Source organism: Lentzea alba (assembly GCF_011067745.1).
Classification (GTDB): domain Bacteria; phylum Actinomycetota; class Actinomycetes; order Mycobacteriales; family Pseudonocardiaceae; genus Lentzea; species Lentzea alba.
In genome coordinates, this window is sequence record NZ_JAAMPJ010000001.1 from 203,198 (window position 1) to 227,279 (window position 24,082).

The window sequence follows — 24,082 nt, forward strand, 5'->3', positions numbered from 1 at the left end:
ATCGTGGACTCTGCGGAACGGGACCAGCGGTTCGACCGGGCGACGGAACTCTTCGACGGGCTCAACGCCAGGAACGTGAGCGTCGTGGCGCTCACCTGGGTCGACAACAGCGGCATCACACGCACCAAGTCGGTGCCTCTGCGCAGACTGGCCCACGCGGCAGCACACGGTGTGGGCGCGTCACCGGTGTTCGACGTGTTCCTGTTCGACGACTGGATCATCCAGGGCCGGTTCGCCGGCGGCCCCGTCGGCGACCTGCGGCTGCACCCCGACCTCGACCGCCTCACCGTGCTCGCGGGCCAGCCCGGCTGGGCCTGGGCACCCGCTGACCGCTTCTTCCAGAGCGGCGTCCCCTACCCGATGGACCAGCGCCTGCAGGCGCGCAAGGCCGAGCAGAAACTCCACGACCTGGGCCTGACCGCCAAAGCTGGCTTCGAGATCGAGTGGTGCGTCGGCAAGCCGGACACCGACGACTGGGTGCCCGCGACGACCGGTGCCGCCTACGGGCACGCCCGCCAGGTCGAGCTGTCCGACTACTGCGTCGACGTCCTCAACGCCCTCGACCAGCAGGACGTCGAGGTCCTCCAGTTCCACCCCGAGTACGCCGCGGGCCAGTTCGAGGTCTCCACCGCGCCCGAGGACCCGGTCGCGGCAGCGGACACCGCCGTACTGGTCAAAGAGACCATCCGTGCCGTCACGATCCGGCACGGCATGCGCCCGTCGTTCTCCCCCAAAGTCATCAACGGCGGCGTCGGCAACGGCGGCCACCTGCATTTCAGCATCTGGCGCGACGGTACGAACCTCTTCAGCGGCTTCCAGGACGAGGCCAAGCAGTTCAGCGCGGGCGTGCTCAACCACATCCGCGCGTTGTGCGCCATCGGCTGTCCCTCTCTCGCGAGCTACCTCAGGCTCGTCCCACACACGTGGTCAGCACCGTTCGTGGCGTGGGGCGAGGAGAACCGCGAAACGGCGCTGCGCCTCATCCAGGACAACCTCGAGATCAAGTGCTTCGACCTGACCGCGAACCCGTATCTCCTCGTCGCTGGCGTCATCGCGACGGGAATCGACGGCATCGCCACGCAGGCGAGCCTTCCCGAGGGCCTCAACGTCGACCCGGCGCTGCTCGACGGCATCCCGCGGCTGCCCACGTCCCTGAAAGAGGCCGTCGAGGAGTTCGAGAAGGACGCGGTGCTCACCGAGGCGTTCGGTCAGGAACTGGCGGGCACGATCGTCGACGTGCGGCGCGGTGAGATGGAGCGGTACAAGGACGCCAGCCCGCAGGGGATCGCCAACATCACCCGCTGGCGCCACTGATCTCCTTGCGCAGGCGCAGCAACGCCCGGTGCTGAGCCACCCGCACCGCACCGGGCGTGGAACCGACCGCCTCGGCCGTCTCCTCCGCGGAAAGGCCCACCACCACACGCAGCACCACGATCTCGCGCTGCTTCTCGGGCAACACGCGCAGAAGCGTGGCCATCTGATCGGACAGTTCCCCCTGCATCGCCCGCTGTTCAGGTCCGGCCGCCGTGTCCATCGACTCCGGCACCTCGGGCACGGCCTCGGCGCGGTTGCGGGAGAAGTTCCGGAACGAATCGGCGACCTTGTGCGCCGCGATGCCGTAGACGAAGGCCAGGAACGGCCTGCCCTGGTCGCGGTACGAGGGCAGCGACGTCAGCACGGCCAGGCAGACCTCCTGTGCAACGTCGTCCGCCGACGCGAACGACCCGACGCGCGCGCGGCAGTACCGCACGACCAACGGCCGGATGGTGCCGAGGAGCCGTTCGATGGCCACGCGGTCACCAGCCACAGCGCGCGCGACGTGGTCGTCAGCGGCCTCCGGGCGGCTCGAGTAGTAGGTGGGCGGAGGCGGGTCAACGGGCGCCTTGGGAGCGTCAGCGGTCCGCTCGACCAACGAGTCGAGGGCGTGCGGCGTGACGTCGATCGAACCTCCGACCGAGGAGCCCTGAACGGCTTCCGCGGGAACCTTGCGGTGCAGACCGGGTGTGAACTCCACGCAGATCACCGTTCCTCGTCTGGAGGCCGGCGCACCGCAAGGCGCGCGCGCCGGATCCGTCCTTCGACCGCGCGCGGGGAGAGGCGCAACAACTCACCGATCTCCGCATGCGAATAGCCCTGGTCATGGAGGAAGAGCAACCGCCTGTTGTCCTCGCTCAACGCGGCGAAGGCCGCGTTGGCCGCCGCCTGCTCGATCACCGCGTCCTCGGGAGTCCCCTCGGTCACGACGTTCTCGAGCGAGGCGAGGCTGTCCACGAGCCGCACGTCCTGCCAGCCGTGCGCATGCCTCTGCCAGCGCCGGTAGACATTCGGGAACGCGAGCACGCAGGCGTTGACGAAGTACTCCTTCAACGGCTGACCGCGCTCGACGGACCACTCCTTGCCGAGCAGTCCCCGGTCCCGGAAGTAGACGAAGCCCTCGAACACCGCGTCGCTCGCCAGTTCTTCGGCTTCTTGCCTCGTGATGTCCTGCTGATGCAGGTAACGGCCGTGCCGCCCGCACCGCGAGAACATCGCACCGGACCTCACGAGTTTGGTAACGATTGCGAGACCGTGTCCGAGAAGCTGACGGTGGAACTGGTCCCAGCGTGGCCCGGAGAGCCCTGACTCACGGAAGTGCTGCACGAGCACCCCGTCCATGCGCAGCCGATCGGCGGCGAGCGCTGAGTCCGAACTTCCCATGCCCCCTGGTCCCTATGTCGGCGTCTTCCTGCCTCTAGGTATGTCGTTTGGGTGCGCCTACCCCACGCCCCCGCCCCCACTCGTCACGAATGCAAACGAACATCACCCGATCGGGACAGCAAGAGTGACGATTTCCTTCCGCAGGCGCCCAAGCGCGCGGTGCTGGGCCACCCGAACCGCACCCGGCGTCGACCCGACGGCCTCCGCGGTCTCCTCCGCCGACAGACCCACCACCACGCGCAGCACGAGAATCTCGCGCTGCTTCTCCGGCAGAAGGCGCAGCAGGTCTCCCAAGGCGCCGTTCAACTCGCCCTGAAGGGCGAAATCCTCGGGCCCGAACCCACGCGAAGGCTGATCGGGCACATCCGCCGTTGGCTCCGCACGGTTACGAGCGAGCGCACGGTGCGCGTCGGCAACCTTGTGCGCAGCGATGCCGTAGACGAATGCCAGGAAGGGCCTGCCTTGCTCCCGGTAGTTCGGCAGCGCAGTCAGCACGGCGAGGCACACGTCCTGCGCAACATCGTCCGCGGTTGTCGCCGAACGCCCCACACGTGCGCGACAGTACTTGACCACCAGCGGTCGCAGGTAGCGAAGTACCTGGTCAGTGGCCCTGGCATCGCCGTGCACGGCCAGACTGACCAGTTCCGCGGATAAAGCCGAACTCTCCATCCGAAGTGTCCCCTCGTCGACGTCCCAGAGAGGAGACGTGCGACGCGTCACTCCTTATGCAGAAAGTAGGAAGAAAGTTCAACGTCACCCGTTTGCAGCAACCATCAGCGGTTGGTAATAGGCATGAGGCAACCACTCCACGTAACCGAAACCCGCGCGTTCCACCAATTCGGTGATTTCCTGACGGGTAATCGCCCAATACCGTGCTTTCCCCACGAGCACGCGCCACGCATCGGCTTCATGCAGGCGGAACATCTCCAGTTCGTACTGGTCGCCGTCCCAATGCCAGAGCTGGAACCACACGACCCGACCCGGCCCCACCAACGGAGGGGTCGACAACGGTCGTTCGCGCCGGATCTCGTCGTAGTCGCGCGTCGAGAGCATGAGCCGGCCGCCAGGACGCAGCACACGACGCATCTCACGCAACGCCGCCAGCATGTCGTCAGAGGTCAACAGGTGCGGCAGCGCGTTGTCAGCAGCCAGCACGACGTCGAACGAGGCATCAGCGAACGGCAGCGCACGCATGTCTGAGGCCAACGAGGGCAATGAGACCCCACGCGCAGAAGCCTCCACACGAGCCCGAGAAGCTGCCTTGGGACTCAGGTCAGCACCCACGACCTCATAGCCGCGCAGCGCCAGCCCGATCGCTTGAGTGCCGATGCCACACGCACAGTCCAGAACGCGCGCGCCAGGTGGAATGAACTCGGCGAGCTGTGCGGCCTGCCGGGCCATCGACGCGTCCCAGTCCGAAAACATCAGGTCGTACGTCCCGGCCAACTCGTCGTAGAAGGCGCCGGTCAAATCAGCTCCTCAACCCCCACGGACGACCGCAGCTTCGCCAGCGCGCGGTGCTGAGCCACCCGGACGGCGCCCGGCGTCGACCCGACGGCCTCGGCCGTCTCCTCCGCCGACAGCCCGACCACGACGCGCAGCAACAGGATCTCGCGCTGCTTGTCCGGCAGCACCAGGAGCAACTGACCCAACCGCGCCGAGAGCGACCCGAGCAGCGCGTTCTCCTCCGGATCGATGGCCTGCGACGGCCCGTCCGGCACCTCGGCGACCGGCTCGGAACGGTTGCGCGCCGACACCCGGTGCGCGTCCGCCACCTTGTGCGCGGCGATGCCGTACACGAACGCGAGGAACGGTCGTCCCTGCTCGCGGTAGCTGGGCAACGCCGTGAGGACCGCCAGGCAGACTTCCTGCGCCACGTCGTCCGCCGACGCGTACGCCCGTTCGTTGCGACCGACGCGCGCACGGCAGTAACGCGACACGAGTGGTCGGACGGACGCCAGCAGCCGATCGACGGCACGCCGGTCACCCGCAACAGCCTCGTTCACGAGCGAGGCGAGCAGGTCCGAACTTTCCATGGCGTTGGTCCCTACGTCGGCAGCGGAGACTCTCATCTTTCGCCGCAAAGTCGTTTGGGACCACTCATCAGGGACATGAAAGACCCGAATGCGAACGCTTTCAGACTGTGCGGCGGGCGAGCACGTGCAGGCGGGCGGCGACGTCTCGGAGCGGGGACCGCGTGGCGGCGGCCAGTTCCAGCTCGGCGAGCGCGTCGGCAGCGCCCGGATTCGTGTCCAGCACGACGCCGGGCACGAGATCGGAAACAATGCCATGTCCTTGCAGGAGCTCGACAGAAAGCCCCGCCTCGAGAACCAGCTTCTCGAGACCCGGGACGTCGAACCGGCGCTGCAACGGGTCTCGCGTGCCCGCCAGCTGACCGGCGTCGTCGTCCAGCAACCTCCGGGCGTCGACGATACGGCCGGCGATCGCGCGGTGCAGGATCGCGGCGAACCTGTTGGCGACCAGGACCGACACCGCACCGCCCGGCGCGACGGCGGTGGCCAGCGAGGACAGCGCGGCCGGGGCGTCGTCGACGACCTCCAGCAGCCCGTGCGCCAGCACCAGATCCGCCTCACCAGCGGGAACGCCCAACGAGTCGGTGTCGCCCTGGACCGCGTTGATGGTCACGCCGGCCTCACGCGCACGGGTGTGCAGCGTGGCCAGTGCGTTCGGTGATGGCTCAACGACCGTGACCGCGCACCCCGCCGCAGCGAGAGGCACGGCCCAGACGCCGCTGCCACCACCAACGTCGAGCACGCGCGGTGGTTCTCCACCTCTGCGCTCTCTCGCGGCGGCCAATTCGGCGTCGAGCACCCTGTGTACGGCGTCCGGTCGCATGGCACTAAGAGTAGGAGACCCTAGAGTAGGTCTGTGCATACGGTGTCCGTGCTCAGCCTCAAGGGAGGCGTCGGCAAGACGACGGTGGTGCTCGGCCTCGCCTCGGCCGCTCTCCGTCGTGGCGTTCGCACGCTGGTGATCGATCTTGATCCGCAGTGCAACGCCACGTCGACGCTGGAGCCCGAGGAGTCCAAGGCGAGCATCTACGACGTTCTGCAGGACCCGTCCGAGGAGAACCTCGAGCAGGCGATCCGCCCCAGCAGGTGGGGTGACGGCATCGACGTGCTGTCCGGGTCCGAGGACGCCGAGCTGCTCAACCACCCGGATCCGAACGAGTCGCGGCTGCACCGGCTGAAAGACGCGTTGCGCACGTTGCGGGACATGTACGACGAGTTCCCGTACCACCTGGTGCTGCTCGACTGCCCGCCGTCGCTGGGCCAGCTGACCCGCTCGGCGCTGGTGGCAGCCGACCGCGCGTTACTGGTCACCGAACCGACGATGTTCGCCGTGGCAGGCGTGCAGCGGGCGTTCGAGGCGGTGCAGAACGAGCGTGAGAGCAACAACGCCGATTTGCAGCCGTTGGGTGTCGTGGTGAACCGCGTGCGGCCGCGCTCGCACGAACACCAGTTCCGCATTGAGGAGCTGCGCGACATCTTCGGTCCGTTGGTGATGCCGGTGGCGTTGCCGGACCGTCTCGCCGTGCAGCAGGCTCAGGGCGCGTGCATGCCGATCCACGAGTGGGGCACGCCGGGCGCACGTGAGGTGGCGCTGGCGTTCAACCTGCTGCTCGCCCGCATCCAGCGCATCTCCCGCAGCCGCCGTCGCGCGGTGCACCAGGACTTCGACGACGACGAGATCCAGGAAGCGGTGGATGCCTGAGGGCGACACCGTCTTCCTCGCCGGCCAGCGGATGCACGAGGCGCTGACCGGGAAGACGCTGCGCCGCGGCGAGCTGCGGCACCCTCGACTGTCGACACTGGATCTGGCGGGCCTGGACGTGCTCGGCGTGCGCACGTACGGCAAGCACATGTTCACCCGCTTCTCCGACGGCAACAGTCTGCGCAGCCACTTCCGGATGGACGGCGCGTGGCACCTCTACCGGCCCGGCGAGCGCTGGCGGCGACCCGCCCACCAGGCCCGCGCCGTGTTCGAGGTGGACGACCGGCAGGCCATCGGATTCGCGTTGCACGACATGGAGTTCGTACCGACCTCCCGAGAAGATGAGTTGATTTCGCATCTCGGGCCGGACCTGCTTTCCGCGGAGTTCGACGCCGCTGAGGCCGTTCGGCGGTTGACCGCGGATCCCTCACGACCGGTCGGTCTCGCATTGTTGGACCAACGGGTGATGGCCGGCGTCGGCAATCTCTACCGTGCGGAAGTTTGTTTCCTGTTAGGCGTTCTGCCGACGGCACCTGTGTCATCTGTGGATGCCTCACGTGCAGTTGCGTTGTCACGCAAGCTGTTGCAGGCGAACCAGTGGCGGCCAGAACAGATCACGACCGGTGACCGGCGCGTCCAGCACTACGTTTTCGAGCGCACCGGCAAACCCTGTTTGCGTTGCGGCACAAGAGTCCGATCGGGCGAGTTCGAGACCAGATTTGTGTACTTCTGCCCAAAATGCCAATCCGGTTGAACCGAGACGGTCTCCCGCCCGTGTCCCTCGACATGGCGGTAAATCTGGATGCGCTGCGCCCGGGCTTCACCGACGACCCGTACTCGGTGCTGAAGAGCCTGCGCGAGTCAGGTCCCGTGCACCGGGTCGAGACCCTCGGTGTGCCCATGTGGCTTGTGACTCGCTATCCCGACGTGCGCGCGGCGCTGGACAACCCGCTGTTGTCCTCGCACGGCTCCGCGCTCGCCGAGCCCCTGCGCGGCCATCCGCACTTCGCCTCCTGGTGGTTCGGCGATCTGTCGGACCACATGATGAACAGCGACGAGCCCGACCACACCCGCCTGCGACGCGCGGTGTCGAGCGAGCTCACGCCGCGCCGCATCGCCGCCCTGCGTCCCCGCGTCGAGCAGCTGGCGGCCTCACTGGCCGACTCCTTCGTCGAGGCCGGGAGCTGCGACCTGATCGCGGACTTCGCGGCGCCGCTGCCGATCACCGTGATCATGGAACTGCTCGGCGTGCCGGCCGTCGACCAGGAGAACTTCCGGTACTGGGCCGACGTCGTCACGGGCCTGGCCGACGGCGACGCGGCCTCGGCCCGCGAGGAGACCTCCGGCTACCTGCACGACCTCGTGACGCACAAACGGACGTCCGGTGACGACGACCTGATCGGCGCCTTGGCTCGCGCGACCGGCGATGCCGCGTTGTCCGACCGGGAGCTGGCCTCGCTGTCGTTCCTGCTGCTCGTGGCGGGCTACACGACCGCCGTCGACCTGGTCGGCAACGGCGCGCTGGCGTTGCTGCGCCACCCCGAGCAGCTCGAACTGCTGCAACGCTCGTCGTCGCTGCTGCCCGGCGCCATCGAGGAGTTCCTGCGGTTCGACGGCCCCACCTCGCACCTGCTGCGGTTCGCCGCGCAGCCGCTGACGATCGGCGGCGTGCAGATCCCGGCCGGCGACGTCGTGCTGCTGTCGCTGGCCTCGGCCGAGCACGACGGCAACCGGTACCCGCGGGCGGACCAGCTCAACATCGAACGGGCAGACCGCCAGCACCTGGCGTTCGGCCACGGCATCCACTTCTGCCTCGGCGCACCGCTGGCCCGGCTGCAGGGCGAGGTGGCGTTCCGGACGCTGCTGGACCGCTGCGCCGGGTTGGCCCTGGACCCCGCGCAGCCGCTGGGGTGGCGGGTGTCGCTGGGCAGCCGCGGGTTGCGGACCCTGCCGGTGACGTTCCGGACCAAGCCGACGATGCCGCTCGACGAGCAGGCGACGATCAAGGTGCCCAAGCCGATGTAACGGCATTGCTGGAAGTCGGCAACCATCAGCGTGAGTCAGCCGATGACAGTTCCAGTTCCAGTCCATCCGCCGCCGGTGACACCCGCGGCAGTCGCGTTCGAGGCCATCTACCAGGCCGAATTCGACGTCGTGATGGCGTACTTCGCCCGGCGCACCGCCGACCCGCAGACCGCGGCCGACCTGACCGCGGACACTTTCGTCGCGGCTATCACGTCGTTCAGCACGTTCAACCGCTCGAAGGGCACCGCCCGATCCTGGCTGCTGGGCATCGGCCGCCGGGTCTTCGCGCAGCACTGCGAGGCCGTCACCCGCGGCCGGGACGTGGTCGTGCGCATGCACGGCCGCCGCGTGCTGTCCGGTCACGACATCGACGACCTGGTCGGCCGCATCGACGCCGAACGCAAAGGCCGCGAACTGATCAAGGAAGCCGCGGCCGCGCTGGGCGTCTCGTCCGGCGCGTTGCGGATCAGGCTCTTCCGCGCACACGGCAAGTTGAGGGGGCAGGCATGACTTTCAAGGACGACCTTCTGGACAACCTGATGCGCGAGCACGGGCCGACGGTGGCCGAACCCGAGGCGTCGAAGCGTTCGACCAGGCCGGTGCTCGTGGCGGCCGGTGCGCTGGCGGTCGCGGGCGCGGCCACCGTGGCGATCACCATGACCGGCAACTCCCCGGAGGCGTACGCGGTCACCAAGAACGCCGACGGCAGTGTCACGGTGACCGTCAGGGACATCAAAGGGATCGCGCCGGCCAACGCCAAGCTGCGCGAGTACGGGATCGGCGCGAAAGCGGTGCCGATGTCACGTGAGTGCGCTCCGCTCGACGAGAGCAAGCTGGACCTCCTCGGCGGCTACCAGGTGCCCCGCACCGCGGAAGGCTCGGTGACGATGAGCCCTGGCGACATCCCGCCTGGCTACACGGTGCTGCTGGGCGTCTCGAACCTGCCGGGCCGCGGCAGCGGGTTCTCCATCACCGGTCCGCACCGCGACCCGGCGCCAGACTGCCTCGCCGAGGTCGGCAGCTGAGGGCCGCGCGCCCACCCTGAACTGGCGTTATAGGGTGGGCGCGTGGTTTACAAGCAGGTGGTTCGCAGGGCGTTGTTCGGAATGCACGGCGGCGACGCGGAGCGGGTCCACGAGACCACGCTCAACGTCATGGCGCGCTTGAGCCCGTTGGCGAGGTTCGCGCGCAACCAGAACAACCCGCGCACCGTCTTCGGCATCAGGTTCCCCAACCCGGTGGGTCTCGCGGCCGGGCTGGACAAGGACGGACGGGCGCTGCCGGCGTGGGCCGCGCTGGGGTTCGGGTTCGTCGAGGTCGGCACCGTCACCTGGCACGCACAGCCGGGCAACCCGAAGCCGCGGCTGTTCCGGCTCCGCGAGGACGAGGCGATCATCAACCGGATGGGCTTCAACAACGCGGGGGCGCAAGCGCTTGCCGCCAAGCTCGACCGCACCGCCCTGAAGGCTCCGCTGGGCATCAGCCTCGGCAAGTCCAAGATCACGCCGGTCGAGGACGCGGTGCAGGACTACCTGAACTCGCTGAACGCTCTCAAGGACCACGGCGACTACTACGCGATCAACGTCAGTTCGCCGAACACGCCCGGTCTGCGCAGCCTCCAGGACAAGGGCGCGCTCACCGAGCTCGTGCAGGCGCTGACGCGGGCCACGGACAAGCCGATGCTGGTCAAGATCGCGCCGGACCTCACCGACGACGCCATCGAAGAGGTCATCCAGGTGTGCCTCGACAACGGCATCAAGGGCCTCATCGCCACGAACACCACACTCAGCCGTGAGGGCCTCACGAGCGCCCACAAAAGCGAGACGGGCGGCCTCAGCGGCAAGCCCCTCACCCAGCGCGCGAACGACGTGGTCCGGTTCATCACCAAGAACTCGGAGCTGCCCGTCATCGGTGTCGGCGGCATCGCGACGGCGGACGACGCCAAGCGCATGATCGACGCCGGCGCCAGCCTCGTGCAGATCTACACCGGGTTCATCTACGGAGGCCCTGGGCTCGTCAGCAGGATCAACCGGGCACTGAGGTGAGCGTGCGCTCGACGTGCTCCCAACGGCCGACCGGACGGTAGCCGCGCAGCACGGTGAGCATCGAACGCAGCACAGCGACGAAGTCCACGAACACGATCACCATCAACAGCGGGTAGGCCAACGGCGCCAAGGCGAGCAACGGCGCCTTGGCCCGCCACGGCTCGGTGAGGTCGCCGATGATGGTGAAGAACGCAACGCCCGTGTAGACGGCACACAGCAGCAGAACACCGGTGAACCAGCCCGTGTGGAACGTCGCGCTGACGACGACGTACACGAACAACGGCTCGAACAGCACGAGCACCTCCCCCGCCGCCGTGTACGGCAGGTGCACCCACGAGAGAAGGCGCGAGCAGGACGTGCCGAAGAAGAGCGAGCGGTGCTTGTAGAACGCCTGCAGACGCCCCAACTTCCACCGGAACCGTTGCCGCAGCAGACCTCGTAGTGACGGCACGGCCTGGGTGTACGCGATCGCGTCGGCCGCGAAAATGATTCGCCAGTCGAAGTTGCCGCGCACGGACAGGATCTTCATGGAGAAGTCGATGTCCTCGGTCATCGTGTCCGTGTCGAAGTAGCCGCACGCGCGCACGATCGACGTTCGGAACATCGAGCCGACACCGCCGATGACGTACTCGCAGTTGAACACCGTGTAGCCCTGCTTCAGGCGGTGCACCACCGCGTACTCCAACCGCTGCACCCAACCCATCACACCGTGCGGTGCAGCGATCTTCACGTTCGCCGCGGCCGCGAGCACGAGCGGGTCGGCGAAGTGCGCGACCATCCGCGATATGGCGGAGCGGGACAACGTCGAGTCGGCGTCCAGCACCATCACGAGGCCGTCACCGACCAGGTGCATGCCGGTGTTGATCGCCGCCGCCTTGCCCTGGTTCGGTTGCGAGACAACGTGAACACGCGAACCGAAACGCTGCAACGCGGCCAGCGTGCCGTCCGTGGAACCGTCGTCGACCACGATCACCGACACGCCTGGGTAACAACTGTCCAAAACGGACTGAACAGCGCGGGCGACGCAGAGTTCCTCGTTGTACGCCGGAATCACGACCCAAACCGCTGGCGCATAAGGCGATGGACGCGAGCGACGCAAAGACAGGTCGTAGAGGTCAGCCGCCACCAGAACGACGCACACGCGCACGATGCCGATCATCGCCAGCGGCACCATGAGCCACGCCAGCGACGTCATCGGCGGTAGCGCAGCAGGCGGATGCGGGACGCGGCAAGGCTGCCCGCGATGATCGCGCAGGCCAGGAACAGCACCACGTAGTACGCGGCGACCATGGTGAAACTCCCTCCAGTGGACCGGAACTGGGATCGGTCCGGAGTGGAGGGACGAAAACCACACAAACGGGTAACGACTAGTTACGCCGTGCAGCCCGCAGCCAGCGCATCACGGGGTGCAGGATCACGACGAGCAGCGAGCCCCACACCATGCCGCCCATCTGCAACTCGCCGATCTCGATCGTCAGGTCGCCGACGCCGGCCACCAGCGCCGCGCCGCCGACCATCGCGTTCGCCGGGTTCGCGAGGTCGACCCCGCGGTCCATCCAGATGCGCACGCCGATGAGCACGATCAGGCCGTAGAGCACCAACGTGCACCCGCCCAGCACTCCCGGCGGGATGGTGCCGAACAGCGCGATGACCTTCGGGGAGAACGCCAGCACCGTGGCGAACACACCGGCGAACGCGAACGCCGCCGTCGTGTAGATGCGCGTCACGGCCATCACGCCGATGTTCTCGGAGTACGTCGTCGTCCCGACGCCACCGCCCAGACCGGACAAGGCGGTCGACAGGCCGTTCGCGATGATCGCGTCGCCCACGCTGCCGTCGAGGTTGCGGCCGGTCAGCGCCGCGACCGCCTTCACGTGCCCGACGACCTCGGCCACCAGCACGATCACCACGGGCAGCACCAGCACCACCACGGACGGCCGGAGCTCAGGCTGGGACAGCTGCGGCAGGCCCACCCACGCCGCGTCCCGCAGCGCGTCGAACTTCGACGACGGCACGGCACCGAACAGCAGGCCGCCGATCCACACCCCGAGGAAGCCGATCAGGATCGAGAACCGGAACAGCAGGCCGCGGCCCAGCACGCCGGCCAGCAGGATCACCACGGTCGTGATGGCGGCCAGCAGGGGCTGCTCGGCGAAGTTCGAGGTGGCCTGGTGCGAGAGGTTCAGGCCGATGATGATCACGACCGCACCGGTGACGACCGGCGGCATGACCGACTCGAGCAGCCGCACGCCGAGCGCCTTGACCGCGATGCCGACGACGATCACCAGCAGTCCGGCGGCGACGACCCCGCCCAGCTGGGCCGCGACCCCCTGTTCGCGCGCGGCCACCAGTGGCGCCACGAAGGCGAACGACGAGCCCAGGTAGCTCGGGACGCGGTTCTTGGTGATCACCAGGAACAGCAGCGTGCCCAGGCCGGAGAACAGCAGCGTGGTCGCGACAGGGAGGCCGGTGGCGGTGGGCACGAGCACCGTCGCGCCGAACATGGCGACCAGGTGCTGCACTCCGAACCCGATGGTGAGCGGCCAGCTCACCCGTTCCTGGGGTGCGACGGTTTCACTGTCGGTGATCCGACCGTCCCCGTGCACGGTCCACAACGCCAACGCACTGCCTCCCGGCAATTCAGCCGGACTTCCCGCAGACCGGCCCCGGAATCCTGCCACGCCATGTAGTGGCTACGGCTAGATAACGGTCTGATAATCACACGATTGCCCTAAGGATCTCCAGAGAGACTCGCCGAATAGGCGCAGGTGATTACCGAGGGTCACGCTCAGTACGCTGAATAGCCTGACACGTCTCGCATCGCGGACGCGAGACCTGCCATGTGGTCGGTGGCGTCGTCCAGGACCGCGCGCGGGTCCTGGAACTGCGTGCTCGCGGCCAGCGCCTGTCCGGCCGCGGCCACCAACGCACAGTAGCGGTCCACGCCGTCCGCCAGTTGGATCCTGAGCACCCGGACACCCTCGACCAACGGCGCGCGCTCCAGCGGCGGTGCCGTGTCCCGAGCGCGCTCCACGGCCTGCAGCTGCGCGGACACCGCGCGGATGGCCGTCGAGGCCTCCTGGGCGGTCTGCCGGGCGTGCTGGACGGACTCGGTGGGCATCGTCGTGAGCGCGGGCGAGTCGAGCTGCACGAGCAGCTGGTTCATCGTGTCCTCGGCGCTGTGCAGCTTCTCCATCGGCACCCGCGCCGACGAGATGTGCGCGGGCAGCGGCGGCCGGGGCGGTGGCGGCGGCGACAACGCCAGCCGCTGCCGGGCGGCACTGAGCTCACGCAGCTTGAACCCGCTGCGCACGGCGAGCAGACCGGGCACGGCGGCGCCGATCGTGCCGCCTACCGCGGCCCACGTGCCGAGCACGCCGGTGAAGCCGAAGACGGCGAGCGTGCCGAAGATCGTGATCAGGGCCAGCCAGAACGTCAGCACGGCGTTGGTGCGCTTGCGCTTGCGTTCCAGCTTGGCGACCGGGTCGTTCCACTTCTGCAGGCGGTACCGCGCCTGCTCGGCCAGCGGGTGGCCCTGGAGCGACGCACCCAACTCGTTGACGACCTTGCGGACGATCTCGTTGTTGGGACGGTTTCTCCAGGGCTCCATGATCACCTGCTGACTCCTCCTGCTCCGCTGCCCGTCAGTTCTGGGCGGGCGGAACCTGCTGCTGCGTGGTCTTCTGCTCCTGCTGGACGCGCTGCGCGATCTCGGCCTGGATCTGCGCGGCGGCACTGTTGCCCGCGGTCACCTGCGGAGGCGTGTTCGCCGCACCGCCGTGCATGGACGCGCGGATCTGCTCGAGACGCGACGAGCCGGCCATCTGCGTGGTCGAGGCCTGCACCTCGAGCATGCGGCCCTGCACCGAGTTCTGGGCGAGCTCGGCGGACCCGATGGCGGTCGCGTAGCGCTTCTCGATCTTGTCGCGAACCTCTTCCAGCGACGGCACGTTGCCCGGCGCGGCGAGTTCGCTCATCTGGGTCAGCGACGCGGAGACCTGCTCCTGCATCTTGGCCTGCTCCAGCTGGCTGAGGAGCTTGGTGCGCTCCGCCAGCTTCTGCTGCAGCATCATCGAGTTGCGCTCGACGGCCTGCTTGGCCTGCGCGGCGGCCTGCAGCGACTGGTCGTGCAGCGTCTTGAGGTCCTCGATGCCCTGCTCGGCGGTGACGAGCTGGGTGGCGAAGCTCTGCGCGGCGTTCTCGAACTCCGTCGCCTTCTGCTCGTTGCCCTTCGCGCGCGCCTCGTCGGCGAGCACGAGAGCCTGACGCGCGGAGGCCTGCAGCTTCTCCACTTCGCCCAGCTGGCGGTTCAGCTTCATCTCCAGCTGACGCTGGTTGCCGATGACGGCCGCAGCCTGCTGAGAGAGGGCCTGGTGCTGCCGCTGCGCCTCCTCGATGGCCTGCTGGATCTGCACCTTGGGGTCAGCGTGCTCGTCGATCTTCGACGAGAACGACGCCATCAGGTACTTCCAGAACTTCGCGAACGGACTGGCCATCTCCTACGCCTGCCTTCTCGGTGCCGGTGTTGGATCCATCGTCTCAATTGTGCGTCGGCGTATCCACCGACACGGGGAGATATCCGGGAACACCCTGACCCACCCCGGGACTTAGGAGTACACGCCTGACGACGTGCCAATCCTGCCCGCACCCGCGTCCCGGGACGCGGTGACCCAACGTGCTGTGGCCAAGCCGTTGCCTGCCGTTCAGCGTGCTGGCGTCGTTGCATGGTGAACGTACGAAGGGGCCATCTTGTTGCAGACCGTCACGTGGCGGGGGCCACAGCCGATGACGTGTCACCCGCATGCAGGCGACCCCGCTCGCCGATGGGCGAACGGGGTCGTGGGATGACATGGGATCAAGCCGCGACGACTGCCTTGGGCGTCTCGCCGATCTTGCTGGTGAGCCGGTGACTGAGCATCGGCTGCAGGCGCAGGTCGGACAGGTCGTCCGACAGCGTGGTCGGCAGCACGCGGCCACCTTCCAGCTTGCCGCGATCCGCTCGTCCGTCCGGGACGGTGTCCGGCACCGTGTCCGGCGTCTGCTGGACGGCGCCGATGTCGGAGGCGACGTGGTGCAGCAGTTCGGACAGCGGCAGCTCTAACGCGTCACAGATGGCCGCGAGGAGTTCGCTGGACGCCTCTTTGCGGCCGCGCTCCACCTCGGACAGGTACCCCAGGCTCACGCGGGCGGTCCGAGAGACCTCGCGCAGCGTGCGGCGTTGGTTGGTGCGGGCATGGCGAAGTCGATCACCGATCGCCTCGCGTAGCAGCACGGTCATCGCGCGCCTCCTTCCGGCCGGCCGTGTCCCTACGTTACCGATCGACACCGACAACGGGCAGTGACTTCCGAACACGTCCGCCAAGGGCGAACGAACACGGAGTCATCGTTTGTTCCCGTCTTCGGTCATCAGCAGGTACTCCGACAGCAGGACCAGCGCTTTTTCCACGGCTGTGAAACGCACCGCTTTCCTGTCACCACTCACCGTGATTGTCCGCACTGTGGACACTCCGGGCCCGCTCAAGCCGATGTGGACCGTGCCTGGAGCAACTCCGTCTTGCGGATCAGGTCCGGCGACACCCGTGAGCCCGATTCCCCAGTCCGATTTGCACCGTTTCCGGGCTCCGTCGGCCAGTTGAACCGCCACGTCGGGGTGCACGGCGCCGTGCTCGTCGAGCAACTGCTGATCCACGCCCGCGAGCTCGTGTTTGAGCTCGGTCGCGTAGACGATCAACCCACCGCGGACCACGGCACTCGCCCCCGGTGTGTCGACGATCGTCGCGCACAGCAGACCCGCGGTCAGCGACTCGGCGGTGGCGACGGTGTGATGCCTCGCTTTGAGCAGCTCGACCACGTTCGTCATGCGACGGCTCGACCTGCCCTTGCCTTCAACTTGAACGCCCGGATGACGTAGTCAATTCCCGTGACGACGGTGAGCACCAGCGCGACGGCCATGATCACCCAGGCGATGAGCTCCAGCACGTCGTTCTGCGGCAGCACGAACAGCCCGATCGCGATGACCTGCGCCAGCGTCTTGGCCTTGCCGCCGCGGCTGGCCGGGATGACGCCGTAGCGGATCACCCAGAACCGCAGCAGCGTCACGCCGACCTCGCGCACGGCGATGGTGATCGTGATCCACCACGGCAGCACGTCGAGCATGCTGAGGCCCACCAGCGCGGACCCGGTCAGCGCCTTGTCCGCGATCGGGTCGGCGATCTTGCCGAAGTCGGTGATCAGCCCGTGCTTGCGGGCGAGTGTGCCGTCGATGTGGTCGGTGAAGCTCGCGACGGCGAAGATGCCGAACGCGATCAGCCGCCACGTGGTGTCGAAGCCGCCGGCTTCGAAGAGGGAGAACAGGAAGACCGGAACGAGCGCCAGCCGCGCCATCGTGAGGATGTTCGCGACGTTGAGCAGCGGGACCTTCCGGGCCTCTGTCATGTCCCGAGCACCTCGACGATCAGATCCACACCCTCGGAGTCGACCACGCGGCACCGCACGAAGTCGCCGCGCTTGAGACCCTCGGCTTCGAGCACGATGCACTCGCCGTCGACCTCGGGCGCCTGGTGCTCGGCGCGCCCGACGCAGTCGTTCTCCTCGTCCTCCTCGTGCTCGATCAGCACGAGGACCTCGGACCCGACGCGGTCCTCGGCGCGCTGGCTGGTCAGCTCCTCGACGAGGTTGCCGATCCGCTGCACGCGCTCCGCGATGGTGTCGGCGTCGAGCTTGCCGTCGAGCTCCTCGGCCTCGGTGCCGTCCTCGTCCGAGTACCCGAAGATGCCGACCGCGTCGAGCCGCGCCTCGGTGAGGAACCGCTCCAGCTCCTGCAGGTCCGCCTCGGTCTCGCCGGGGAAGCCGACGATGAAGTTGCTGCGGATGCCGGCCTCGGGCGCGTGCTCGCGGATCTGCCACACGAGCTTGAGGAAGCTGTCGGTGTCACCGAACCGGCGCATGCGGCGCAGCACGTTCTCGCTGGAGTGCTGGAACGACATGTCGAAGTAGTTCGCGACCTTGTCGGTCTTCGCGATGGCGGCGACGAGGCTCGGCTTGGTCTCGGCCGGCTGCAGGTAGCTGACCCGCACGCGCTCGACGCCCGGGATGGACGCGAGACGTGGCAGCAGCTGCTCCAGGGCGCCCTGCTCGCGCGGCAGGTCCTTGCCGTAGCTCGTCGAGTTCTCGCTGACGAGGAACAGCTCTTTGACGCCGTTCTCGGCCAGCCACATGGCCTCGGCCACGACCTCGTCCGGGTGCCGCGACACGAACGCGCCGCGGAAGCTGGGGATCGCGCAGAAGCTGCACCGCCGGTCGCACCCGGACGCGATCTTCAACGGCGCCACCGGGGCGTCGTCGAGCCGCTTGCGGGGCGTCTTGGTGGGACCCCAGCCGTGGCCCGGCACCTGAACCGCGTCCTTGGCTTCCTGGCGCTTGACCGGCGTGATCGGCAGCAGCGTGCGGCGGTCCACCGGCACGTGCGACTCGACCGGCTTGCCGTGCAGCACGTCGTTGAGGCGCTCGGCGAGGTCGTTGTACTGGTCGAACCCGAGGACCGCGGCCGCCTCCGGGAGGCTGTCCGCGAGCTCCTTGCCGTACCGCTCGGCCATGCACCCGACCGCGACGACCTTGGCGCCGGTGTCGGACGCGGCGAGCAGCGTGTCGACGGAGTCCTTCTTGGCCTGCTCGACGAAGCCGCACGTGTTGACGACGACGACGTCCGCGTCCTCGTCCACCAGCTCCCAGCCGCCTTCGCCGAGGCGTCCGGCGAGTTCCTCGGAGTCGACCTCGTTGCGGGCGCAGCCCAGGGTCAGCAGCGACACGCGTCGCGGAGTGGTGGGAGAAGACACGGTGCTCAGGGTAACCGGCCGAGGTGTCAGACCTTGAATTCAGTGCTTCCGAACGACCTCGACCAGCCGCCACATGTCACTCGACGGGTTACCGGCGCCCAGCGCCTTGGCCCGCTCGACCGCCTTGTCGACGAGTTCTGCGAGCCGAGCGAAGTCGAGCGCTCCCTTCGCGTAGCCGGGCAGGTGTTTGCGCAGTTTGTCCGAAGCGGCCTTCGGACTGGCAAGCCCTGCGGTGCAGTCCGCGAAGTGCAAGATCAGCCATACCTCGAAGCACGGGTTGGACACAGCCAACGAGATGCCCGACGACGCTGCCTCCGCGATCGCCTCGTCGATGTCGAACTCGTCGACATCGACGACACACCAGTGCTCGTCATTCTCACGCAACTTCACGGCATGCCTGACGAGCTGTGCCGGCGATCCGACCTTGACCACTGGTTTCAGGGTCACTGGTTTCGAAAGGCGCTTCAACCCGTCGAGGTATGCCTGCTCGGTCTGCCCACAACACACAGCGAGCACACGACTGGCGGACGTCCTGGACGGAGTTCGGTGGCGGCGAGCCGAGTTCTCACGCCGCGCCATCAACACCTCGCATCATGGCGGCGACGAGCGCTTCGACCTGCACATCTGGGACAGCTCCGTAGCTGCCGCCCAGGTAGCGGCGCTCCAAGTTCTCGCCCTCCTTGCGCGGTTTGAAGTCCGTCAACGCGTAGAGCTCCGAAGCGCCGTCGACTCTCTTGTCCACGAACCACACGTCTTCACGAGTGAGCACCTCGTCTCCCAGCACCGGACTGAGAAGACTCGCGTCGTGCGTGGTGAAGAGCAACTGGGCGTTGCGGGGATTGGCTCCGGAATCGCGGAACAGCCCCACGAGAGCCGCGGTCAAACGGGGATGCAAGCTCTCGTCGATCTCATCGATCACCAACGTGCCGCCCGCGCGCAACACGGTCAGCACAGTTGGCAGCAGGCTCAACCACGACCGGGTTCCCGCTGACTCGTCCGACAGCGGCAGCACCACCTCCGCGTCGCCATGTGCGAGGAAGAGTTCGTGTCGGGCCGAGCCGTCGTGTCGTTTCAGATCCAGCAGGACCAGATCTGAGATCCCCAGGTCGGCCACGCGGATCAGGTCGACGATCCCGTCGCGGTCCGCCCGGTTGGCGACCAGGAACTCGGTGATGGCGTCCACGCGGACGGGGGCGCTCGTCCCGCCGCGGAAGCTGAGATTCTCCGTGAACCAGTTCCACACCGGCAGCACGTGTGTCACCGCCGACTGCGCGACCAGGCTGAGGAACAACGCGTTCGGCCTGAGCAGGCCACCCAACAACTCCAGTTTCGGCCGGTCATCTACTTTGGTGCCGAATCGGAGTCCGTCCGCATCACGTTCGAACAGAACGCGCTTGCGCGACTCCGGGTACGAGTACAGCCACTCCTCACGGACGTTCCAGTCGTCGACCTCGAAGCCGTAGGTGTAGCGGACCTGGTCGAGCACGAGCTCGACGACGAAGACCGACGGCCTGTCTTCAGCGCTGAACGCGAAAGGCCGGCGCGGCACTCCAGCATCCGGCTTCCACACGGCGAAGGAGTCACGCACAGCGCGTTGCATGAACCCGAGCCCGTCGAGGAGGTTCGACTTGCCCGACGCGTTGGCGCCGTAGATCGCGGCCACCGACAGAACCTCGCGGTCCTTGGAGTAGACGGGCATGAGCAACAACTCCTGCTCGTCACGGAACGAGCGATGGTTACCCAGCCGAAAGCTGCGAAGCACGTGACACCTCCTACAGGCTACTTCATGCAAGTAAACCGCATGGGATGGCCCCTAGCTTCTCAGACTGGCCGTTTTCACGACAGCGGCCACCTCAAGACACCCAGCCAGCGGCGCGGCTCATACTTGACGATCGTGACCAGTGGGGTAGTCGTGCGGCGCGCCCGCACCAGCGATGTGCGCGCCATGAAGGCGTTGATCGACGGTTATGCGGGCAAGGTCCTGTTGGCCAAACCGCTGGTCACGCTGTACGAGGCGGTCCAGGAGTTCTGGGTGGCCGAGGAGGACGGCGAGCTGCTCGGCTGCGGCGCCCTGCACGTGATGTGGGAGGACCTGGCCGAGATCCGGTCCGTGGCGGTGTCCCCCGTGGCGCTCGGCCGGGGGGTGGGGCACCGGATCGTGGCGCAGCTCATCGCCACGGCCAAGGAGCTGCAGCTCGCGCGCATCTTCGTGCTGACGTTCGAGACCAAGTTCTTCACCAAGCACGGCTTCGTCGAGATCGAGGGCACACCGGTGAGCCCCGAGGTCTACGAAGAGATCATGCGCAGTGTCGACGAGGGTGTCGCCGAGTTCCTCGACCTCAGCTACGTGAAGCCGAACACGCTCGGCAACAGCCGGATGCTGCTGGAGCTGTAACTATTCGAGTAAATACTCGAATAGTCTTGACTCGACGAACCTGGGCACGCCAGGATCACATCCGTGCCCGAATCGCTGACCATCGACGAGCTCGCTGCCCGGATCGGCCTGCCCAGCAGCACCATTCGCATGTACCAGACGAAGGGTGTGCTGCACGCGCCGAGACGGCAGGGACGCGTGGCGTACTACGACGCCTCGCACGTCGAGCGGTTGACGTTGGTGCAGCGGTTGCAGCAGCGGGGGTTCTCGCTGCCGGCGATCGCCGAGCTCATCACGGCACGTGAAAAGGGCGAGTCGGTCGCCGCGGTGCTCGGCATGGGCGAGACCGAGGGGCCCGACGACTGGGTTCGGATCAAGGTGCGCGACATCAAGCACCTGATTCCGATGGGAGACGTCCAACCGCGACTCCTCCTCCGGGCTATGCGGTTGGGCTTGGTGCGGTGGAAGTACGGCTGGCCGCACGCGCGTCGCTGGGCACTCGAAGCGGGCGGCAGGCTTGCCGGCCTCAGGGTGCCCAGCGATGACGTCATGGACAGCTTCACGCGCCTGCGCACGGCGACCGACGCGGTGGCGGCGGACTTCGTGCGGTTGTTCGAGCGGCAGTTCTGGCCGGAGCTGGCCCGCAAGGCCGGGGACGAGAACCAGCTGGAGAACGTGCGGGCGTTGCTGGTCGAGCTGACCTACACGGCGGAGACCGCGGTGGTGGGGACGCTGCGCGAGTCGATCCGGGACGCGGCCGAGGAGTTCGCGTCACGGCACGGGTTGCTGCCCAGCGACGACTTCCAGCCCGCGTGGGCCGAGCAGCCGTTGCCGCCGATCGCGGAGAACCTGATGGATCCGGCGGGTGATCTGCCGAGCGAGCAGGAGATCGAGAACTTCCTGAAACGGGGGGACGAGGATGAGCCTGGTCGCTGATCCCGCGTGGCACGCGCAGATGAGAGACGAAGGCCTGGTCGTGTACGCGGGAGCTGATCTCGCGTACCTGATTCCGGACCTGCCCAGGGCGGTGGCCGTGGCGCTGGCGGGACTGTTCGAGCCAGTTTTGAGGGGAGTGGCTCGAACGGTCGACGAAAGCCGGTTGGGGAAACCGGTGCGCCGGCACGTGGCCCAGCTGAGGACCCTGGGCGCTCTCCGCCCGGCCGGGTTGCCATCCGGCGAACGCGAGCCGATGGGGGTCGGCACGCGGTTCGTCGGACAGGCGCCCGCCGGGCTGGTGGAGCGGTTGCCGCACAACGAGAATCCGGATCTTCTGCTCGTCGTGCGGACCACCGGCACGCTGCTCGACCTGGTCGAGGTGGCGCGCGAGACGAAGGTTCCGCACCTGTTGCTGGACCTCGCGTACCACCACACCGCCGCGATCGGGCCCTTCGTGGTGCCCGGCGCCGGCGCGTGTCTGGCGTGCCTCGCGGTGCGGGCGGGGCGGCGGTGGGGAGATCCGCCGCCTCCTCCACACCCGGCGGCGATGTCGTTCGACTTCCCGATTTCACTTGCGCTGCAAGCGGTTCAGAACATCCGCAACGGCTCGCTGGCGCTGCTCGACGCGGTCGTGACCGTCAACCTCGACGAGTTCACCACGACCCGCGAGAGCGTGCTGCCCGCGGCGGACTGCGAGATCTGCCCGAAGGTCGAGTTCGGGCGCGTGACACTTCCTTGGGGGACACATGAACGGGACGGCAGTCCGGTTACCTGACCAGTTCTCGCCGGGTGCGGCCGCCGCCAACGCCGCGACGCCCACCTGTTGCTGCTGTTGTTGCTGTTGCGCGATTTCCTCGGTCGGTGCGGCCGTGCACATCCCCATGGCGCTGCGCGAGGAGACGAAAGAGCTGCCTCGACCTCGCAGCGTGCTCGTACTGCCCGCCGCGATCTTCCCGCTGCTGGTGGTCGTGCTGCCGTTCGTCACGATGGGCGCGGTCTTCGACATCCACTGGGCCTGGTGGCTCGGCGGCTTCGGAGCGGCGCTGGCGTGGGCCGTCGCCGCCGGGTTCATCGCCCGGTCGCCGAATCCGGTGGGAAGCGTGGTCCGGCTGCTCGTCTGGGCCGCGCTGTGGTGTGTGGAGCCGTTCGTGGTGCTGTTCGTGCTGGGGCCGATCGCCAGTGTCGGCGAGGGCGTCGCGTGGGTGGCCGGCGGGCTCTACGTCGGTGCGGCGCTGACGCTGGGGTACTGGATCTTCCGGCGCTACCGGGGTGAGAAGTGAAGACCGTCGCGGAGGCGCTGATCGAGCGCGCGGTCGGCTGGCGACAGGGTGTGGTGTCCCAACTGCACCCGGTGCCGCACAGTCTGTCCGATGTGGACGTCGAGGGCTGGGCCGCGGTGCCGGAGCCGTTCGCCACCGGCGGCACGTCCGGTGGCACCACCAAGACCGCCGCGATCGCCGAGGCGCTGGAACGGCACGCCGCCGCGCGAGCGCCACTGGAGATCGTCACCGACGGCGAGTGCTGGCCGTTGGAACACTTCAGCCTGCACACCATCGAGCAACGTGTCCGCGGCGACTACCGCTACCGCAAGGGTTACGTCGACACGAAGTACACACGGGCGTGGACGTTGCCCGCCAACGAACCCATCCGCGTACCGGCCGGGCTGGTCGGCCTCGACGCCGGGCACGGACTGCCCGCGACCTCGTCCGGGCTCGCCGCCGGACCGTCGACGACCAGCGCGTTGCTGAGGGCCACCCAGGAACTGGTCGAGCGCGACGCGTTCACCACGACCTGGCTGCATTCCATTGCACCTCAACGCTTCTCAGCCGAGCTCCCGCACGGCGCCCAAGCCTTCGACCTCACGCCCGCCTACAGCCCGCACCCGGTGATCGCCGTGGCCGGCTCGCTGCCGATCGCCGGCAAACCACGCCCGACCCTCGGCCTCGCCTGCCGCGCAACGGTCGCGGACGCGCTGCGAAAGGCCTACGAGGAGTGGGTGCAGGGCACGGTGTTCATCGAGGTGTGGCTGGCGCGCAACGGAGCCGAGCCCGTCGAGGACGTCACCGACTTCGACAAGCACGCCGTCTACTACGCGACGCATCCGGAGAAGTGGGACGCGCTGCCGTGGTTCGCGGGCATCGAGACGGATCCACCTCAGGATGCCAAGAACATCGGCACCGAAGCAGAGCTGACCGAACTGGTGCACGCCCTGGACGGCGCGGACATCCGGCTCGCCTACCGCGAGCTGACCACGCCGGAGCTGTCCGCCGTCGGACTGCACTGCGTCCGCGTCCTCTCCCCCGACCTCGCACCGCTGCACGCCGACCACCGCTGGCCTCATCTGGGCGGACGGACGAGCGAACTGCACTGGCGCTACCCGCACGCCTCACCGGGCGTGTTCCCCAATCCCGCACCGCATCCACTGGGGTGACTTG

28 protein-coding genes are annotated in these 24,082 nt (G+C 67.9%); 12 read left to right on the forward strand and 16 right to left on the reverse strand.

Annotation, left to right across the window (positions count from 1 at the left end; genetic code table 11):
* Window positions 1–3: 3 nt before the first annotated feature.
* Window positions 4–1,314, forward strand: coding sequence for a glutamine synthetase family protein (locus G7043_RS00900; RefSeq protein ID WP_166042841.1), 1,311 nt, complete (start codon window positions 4–6; stop codon window positions 1,312–1,314).
* Here G7043_RS00900 and G7043_RS00905 read toward each other — a convergent pair.
* The 6 genes from G7043_RS00905 to G7043_RS00930 all read right to left on the reverse strand — a co-directional run bounded on the left by G7043_RS00905 (window position 1,295) and on the right by G7043_RS00930 (window position 5,553).
* Window positions 1,295–1,807: a sigma-70 family RNA polymerase sigma factor gene (locus G7043_RS00905; protein ID WP_313887749.1), complete on the reverse strand. Its 513-nt coding sequence runs from the start codon at window positions 1,805–1,807 to the stop codon at window positions 1,295–1,297. The two genes, G7043_RS00900 and G7043_RS00905, sit on opposite strands and share 20 nt — an antisense overlap.
* Before the next feature lie 212 nt (window positions 1,808–2,019).
* A complete protein-coding gene (locus G7043_RS00910; protein ID WP_166042842.1) occupies window positions 2,020–2,697 on the reverse strand; it encodes an RNA polymerase sigma factor in 678 nt (225 codons plus the stop codon).
* 102 nt (window positions 2,698–2,799) lie between these two features.
* On the reverse strand, window positions 2,800–3,366 hold the full coding sequence (locus G7043_RS00915) for a sigma-70 family RNA polymerase sigma factor (protein ID WP_166042844.1): 567 nt from the start codon (window positions 3,364–3,366) through the stop codon (window positions 2,800–2,802).
* Between the two features lie 84 nt (window positions 3,367–3,450).
* Window positions 3,451–4,167 carry a class I SAM-dependent methyltransferase gene (locus G7043_RS00920; RefSeq protein WP_207310505.1) on the reverse strand — a complete coding sequence of 239 codons (717 nt, stop codon included), beginning with the start codon at window positions 4,165–4,167 and terminating at the stop codon, window positions 3,451–3,453.
* Window positions 4,164–4,733 (reverse strand): sigma-70 family RNA polymerase sigma factor, encoded by a 570-nt coding sequence (locus G7043_RS00925; protein WP_086665781.1) that lies wholly within the window; start codon window positions 4,731–4,733, stop codon window positions 4,164–4,166. Before G7043_RS00925 ends, G7043_RS00920 begins: the two co-directional genes overlap by 4 nt.
* A 100-nt stretch (window positions 4,734–4,833) precedes the next feature.
* Complete coding sequence (locus tag G7043_RS00930; protein ID WP_166042846.1) at window positions 4,834–5,553, reverse strand: class I SAM-dependent methyltransferase; 720 nt, start codon at window positions 5,551–5,553, stop codon at window positions 4,834–4,836.
* A 33-nt stretch (window positions 5,554–5,586) separates the two neighbouring features.
* Between G7043_RS00930 and G7043_RS00935 the strand changes: the two genes are divergently transcribed.
* The 6 genes from G7043_RS00935 to G7043_RS00960 all read left to right on the forward strand — a co-directional run bounded on the left by G7043_RS00935 (window position 5,587) and on the right by G7043_RS00960 (window position 10,502).
* Complete coding sequence (locus G7043_RS00935; protein ID WP_086665779.1) at window positions 5,587–6,432, forward strand: ParA family protein; 846 nt, start codon at window positions 5,587–5,589, stop codon at window positions 6,430–6,432.
* Window positions 6,425–7,186 carry an Fpg/Nei family DNA glycosylase gene (locus tag G7043_RS00940; RefSeq protein WP_166042848.1) on the forward strand — a complete coding sequence of 254 codons (762 nt, stop codon included), beginning with the start codon at window positions 6,425–6,427 and terminating at the stop codon, window positions 7,184–7,186. Before G7043_RS00935 ends, G7043_RS00940 begins: the two co-directional genes overlap by 8 nt.
* 20 nt (window positions 7,187–7,206) lie before the next feature.
* The gene (locus G7043_RS49735; protein ID WP_207310506.1) at window positions 7,207–8,457 is read left to right on the forward strand and encodes a cytochrome P450 family protein; all 1,251 of its coding nucleotides are present in this window, start codon (window positions 7,207–7,209) and stop codon (window positions 8,455–8,457) included.
* A gap of 75 nt (window positions 8,458–8,532) precedes the next feature.
* Complete coding sequence (locus G7043_RS00950) at window positions 8,533–8,967, forward strand: RNA polymerase sigma factor (protein WP_166042850.1); 435 nt, start codon at window positions 8,533–8,535, stop codon at window positions 8,965–8,967.
* Window positions 8,964–9,482: a hypothetical protein gene (locus G7043_RS00955; protein WP_166042852.1), complete on the forward strand. Its 519-nt coding sequence runs from the start codon at window positions 8,964–8,966 to the stop codon at window positions 9,480–9,482. Before G7043_RS00950 ends, G7043_RS00955 begins: the two co-directional genes overlap by 4 nt.
* Window positions 9,483–9,524: 42 nt before the next feature.
* Complete coding sequence (locus tag G7043_RS00960; protein ID WP_166042854.1) at window positions 9,525–10,502, forward strand: quinone-dependent dihydroorotate dehydrogenase; 978 nt, start codon at window positions 9,525–9,527, stop codon at window positions 10,500–10,502.
* Here G7043_RS00960 and G7043_RS00965 read toward each other — a convergent pair.
* From G7043_RS00965 to G7043_RS01010, 10 genes are all read right to left on the reverse strand, one after another.
* Window positions 10,483–11,697 carry a glycosyltransferase gene (locus G7043_RS00965; protein WP_166042856.1) on the reverse strand — a complete coding sequence of 405 codons (1,215 nt, stop codon included), beginning with the start codon at window positions 11,695–11,697 and terminating at the stop codon, window positions 10,483–10,485. The genes G7043_RS00960 and G7043_RS00965 overlap by 20 nt on opposite strands.
* A gap of 172 nt (window positions 11,698–11,869) precedes the next feature.
* Window positions 11,870–13,123 (reverse strand): uracil-xanthine permease family protein, encoded by a 1,254-nt coding sequence (locus G7043_RS00970; protein WP_166042858.1) that lies wholly within the window; start codon window positions 13,121–13,123, stop codon window positions 11,870–11,872.
* Between the two features lie 167 nt (window positions 13,124–13,290).
* Window positions 13,291–14,112 (reverse strand): phage shock envelope stress response protein PspM, encoded by an 822-nt coding sequence (pspM, locus tag G7043_RS00975; RefSeq protein WP_166042860.1) that lies wholly within the window; start codon window positions 14,110–14,112, stop codon window positions 13,291–13,293.
* Window positions 14,113–14,146: 34 nt separating this feature from the next.
* Window positions 14,147–14,998 (reverse strand): PspA/IM30 family protein, encoded by an 852-nt coding sequence (locus G7043_RS00980; RefSeq protein ID WP_166042862.1) that lies wholly within the window; start codon window positions 14,996–14,998, stop codon window positions 14,147–14,149.
* A gap of 359 nt (window positions 14,999–15,357) precedes the next feature.
* On the reverse strand, window positions 15,358–15,780 hold the full coding sequence (locus G7043_RS00985) for a helix-turn-helix domain-containing protein (RefSeq protein WP_166042864.1): 423 nt from the start codon (window positions 15,778–15,780) through the stop codon (window positions 15,358–15,360).
* A gap of 102 nt (window positions 15,781–15,882) precedes the next feature.
* Window positions 15,883–16,362: a CinA family protein gene (locus G7043_RS00990; protein ID WP_166042867.1), complete on the reverse strand. Its 480-nt coding sequence runs from the start codon at window positions 16,360–16,362 to the stop codon at window positions 15,883–15,885.
* Window positions 16,359–16,937, reverse strand: a complete 579-nt coding sequence (gene pgsA, locus G7043_RS00995) for a CDP-diacylglycerol--glycerol-3-phosphate 3-phosphatidyltransferase (protein ID WP_166042870.1) — start codon at window positions 16,935–16,937, stop codon at window positions 16,359–16,361. Before pgsA ends, G7043_RS00990 begins: the two co-directional genes overlap by 4 nt.
* Window positions 16,934–18,337: a 30S ribosomal protein S12 methylthiotransferase RimO gene (gene rimO / locus G7043_RS01000; RefSeq protein WP_166042879.1), complete on the reverse strand. Its 1,404-nt coding sequence runs from the start codon at window positions 18,335–18,337 to the stop codon at window positions 16,934–16,936. The genes pgsA and rimO overlap by 4 nt, the downstream gene beginning before the upstream one ends.
* A 39-nt stretch (window positions 18,338–18,376) precedes the next feature.
* Complete coding sequence (locus G7043_RS01005; RefSeq protein WP_390827100.1) at window positions 18,377–18,853, reverse strand: RloB family protein; 477 nt, start codon at window positions 18,851–18,853, stop codon at window positions 18,377–18,379.
* 49 nt (window positions 18,854–18,902) lie between these two features.
* Window positions 18,903–20,099 (reverse strand): AAA family ATPase, encoded by a 1,197-nt coding sequence (locus tag G7043_RS01010; protein WP_166042883.1) that lies wholly within the window; start codon window positions 20,097–20,099, stop codon window positions 18,903–18,905.
* A 132-nt stretch (window positions 20,100–20,231) separates the two neighbouring features.
* Here G7043_RS01010 and G7043_RS01015 point away from each other — a divergent pair, with 132 nt between their 5' ends.
* The 5 genes from G7043_RS01015 (at window position 20,232) to G7043_RS01035 (ending at window position 24,078) form a co-directional block, all read left to right on the forward strand.
* Window positions 20,232–20,732, forward strand: a complete 501-nt coding sequence (locus G7043_RS01015; protein WP_313887648.1) for an amino-acid N-acetyltransferase — start codon at window positions 20,232–20,234, stop codon at window positions 20,730–20,732.
* A 63-nt stretch (window positions 20,733–20,795) separates the two neighbouring features.
* Window positions 20,796–21,647 (forward strand): MerR family transcriptional regulator, encoded by an 852-nt coding sequence (locus G7043_RS01020; protein ID WP_313887649.1) that lies wholly within the window; start codon window positions 20,796–20,798, stop codon window positions 21,645–21,647.
* Window positions 21,631–22,422 carry a hypothetical protein gene (locus G7043_RS01025; protein ID WP_166042889.1) on the forward strand — a complete coding sequence of 264 codons (792 nt, stop codon included), beginning with the start codon at window positions 21,631–21,633 and terminating at the stop codon, window positions 22,420–22,422. Before G7043_RS01020 ends, G7043_RS01025 begins: the two co-directional genes overlap by 17 nt.
* 94 nt (window positions 22,423–22,516) lie before the next feature.
* Window positions 22,517–22,927, forward strand: coding sequence for a hypothetical protein (locus G7043_RS01030; protein WP_166042891.1), 411 nt, complete (start codon window positions 22,517–22,519; stop codon window positions 22,925–22,927).
* Complete coding sequence (locus G7043_RS01035; RefSeq protein ID WP_166042892.1) at window positions 22,924–24,078, forward strand: YcaO-like family protein; 1,155 nt, start codon at window positions 22,924–22,926, stop codon at window positions 24,076–24,078. Before G7043_RS01030 ends, G7043_RS01035 begins: the two co-directional genes overlap by 4 nt.
* Window positions 24,079–24,082: the final 4 nt, after the last annotated feature.

What these genes read in the sequence shown, in the direction of transcription:
- G7043_RS00910 (WP_166042842.1), bottom strand. Translation starts at nt 2,697, where the DNA reads ATGGGAAGTTCGGACTCAGCGCTCGCCGCCGATCGGCTGCGCATGGAC.
- G7043_RS00915 (WP_166042844.1), bottom strand. Translation starts at nt 3,366, where the DNA reads ATGGAGAGTTCGGCTTTATCCGCGGAACTGGTCAGTCTGGCCGTGCAC.
- G7043_RS00925 (WP_086665781.1), bottom strand. Translation starts at nt 4,733, where the DNA reads ATGGAAAGTTCGGACCTGCTCGCCTCGCTCGTGAACGAGGCTGTTGCG.
- G7043_RS00930 (WP_166042846.1), bottom strand. Translation starts at nt 5,553, where the DNA reads ATGCGACCGGACGCCGTACACAGGGTGCTCGACGCCGAATTGGCCGCC.
- G7043_RS00940 (WP_166042848.1), top strand. Translation starts at nt 6,425, where the DNA reads ATGCCTGAGGGCGACACCGTCTTCCTCGCCGGCCAGCGGATGCACGAG.
- G7043_RS00955 (WP_166042852.1), top strand. Translation starts at nt 8,964, where the DNA reads ATGACTTTCAAGGACGACCTTCTGGACAACCTGATGCGCGAGCACGGG.
- G7043_RS00965 (WP_166042856.1), bottom strand. Translation starts at nt 11,697, where the DNA reads ATGACGTCGCTGGCGTGGCTCATGGTGCCGCTGGCGATGATCGGCATC.
- pspM (WP_166042860.1), bottom strand. Translation starts at nt 14,112, where the DNA reads ATGGAGCCCTGGAGAAACCGTCCCAACAACGAGATCGTCCGCAAGGTC.
- G7043_RS00980 (WP_166042862.1), bottom strand. Translation starts at nt 14,998, where the DNA reads ATGGCCAGTCCGTTCGCGAAGTTCTGGAAGTACCTGATGGCGTCGTTC.
- G7043_RS00985 (WP_166042864.1), bottom strand. Translation starts at nt 15,780, where the DNA reads ATGACCGTGCTGCTACGCGAGGCGATCGGTGATCGACTTCGCCATGCC.
- G7043_RS00990 (WP_166042867.1), bottom strand. Translation starts at nt 16,362, where the DNA reads ATGACGAACGTGGTCGAGCTGCTCAAAGCGAGGCATCACACCGTCGCC.
- pgsA (WP_166042870.1), bottom strand. Translation starts at nt 16,937, where the DNA reads ATGACAGAGGCCCGGAAGGTCCCGCTGCTCAACGTCGCGAACATCCTC.
- G7043_RS01025 (WP_166042889.1), top strand. Translation starts at nt 21,631, where the DNA reads ATGAGCCTGGTCGCTGATCCCGCGTGGCACGCGCAGATGAGAGACGAA.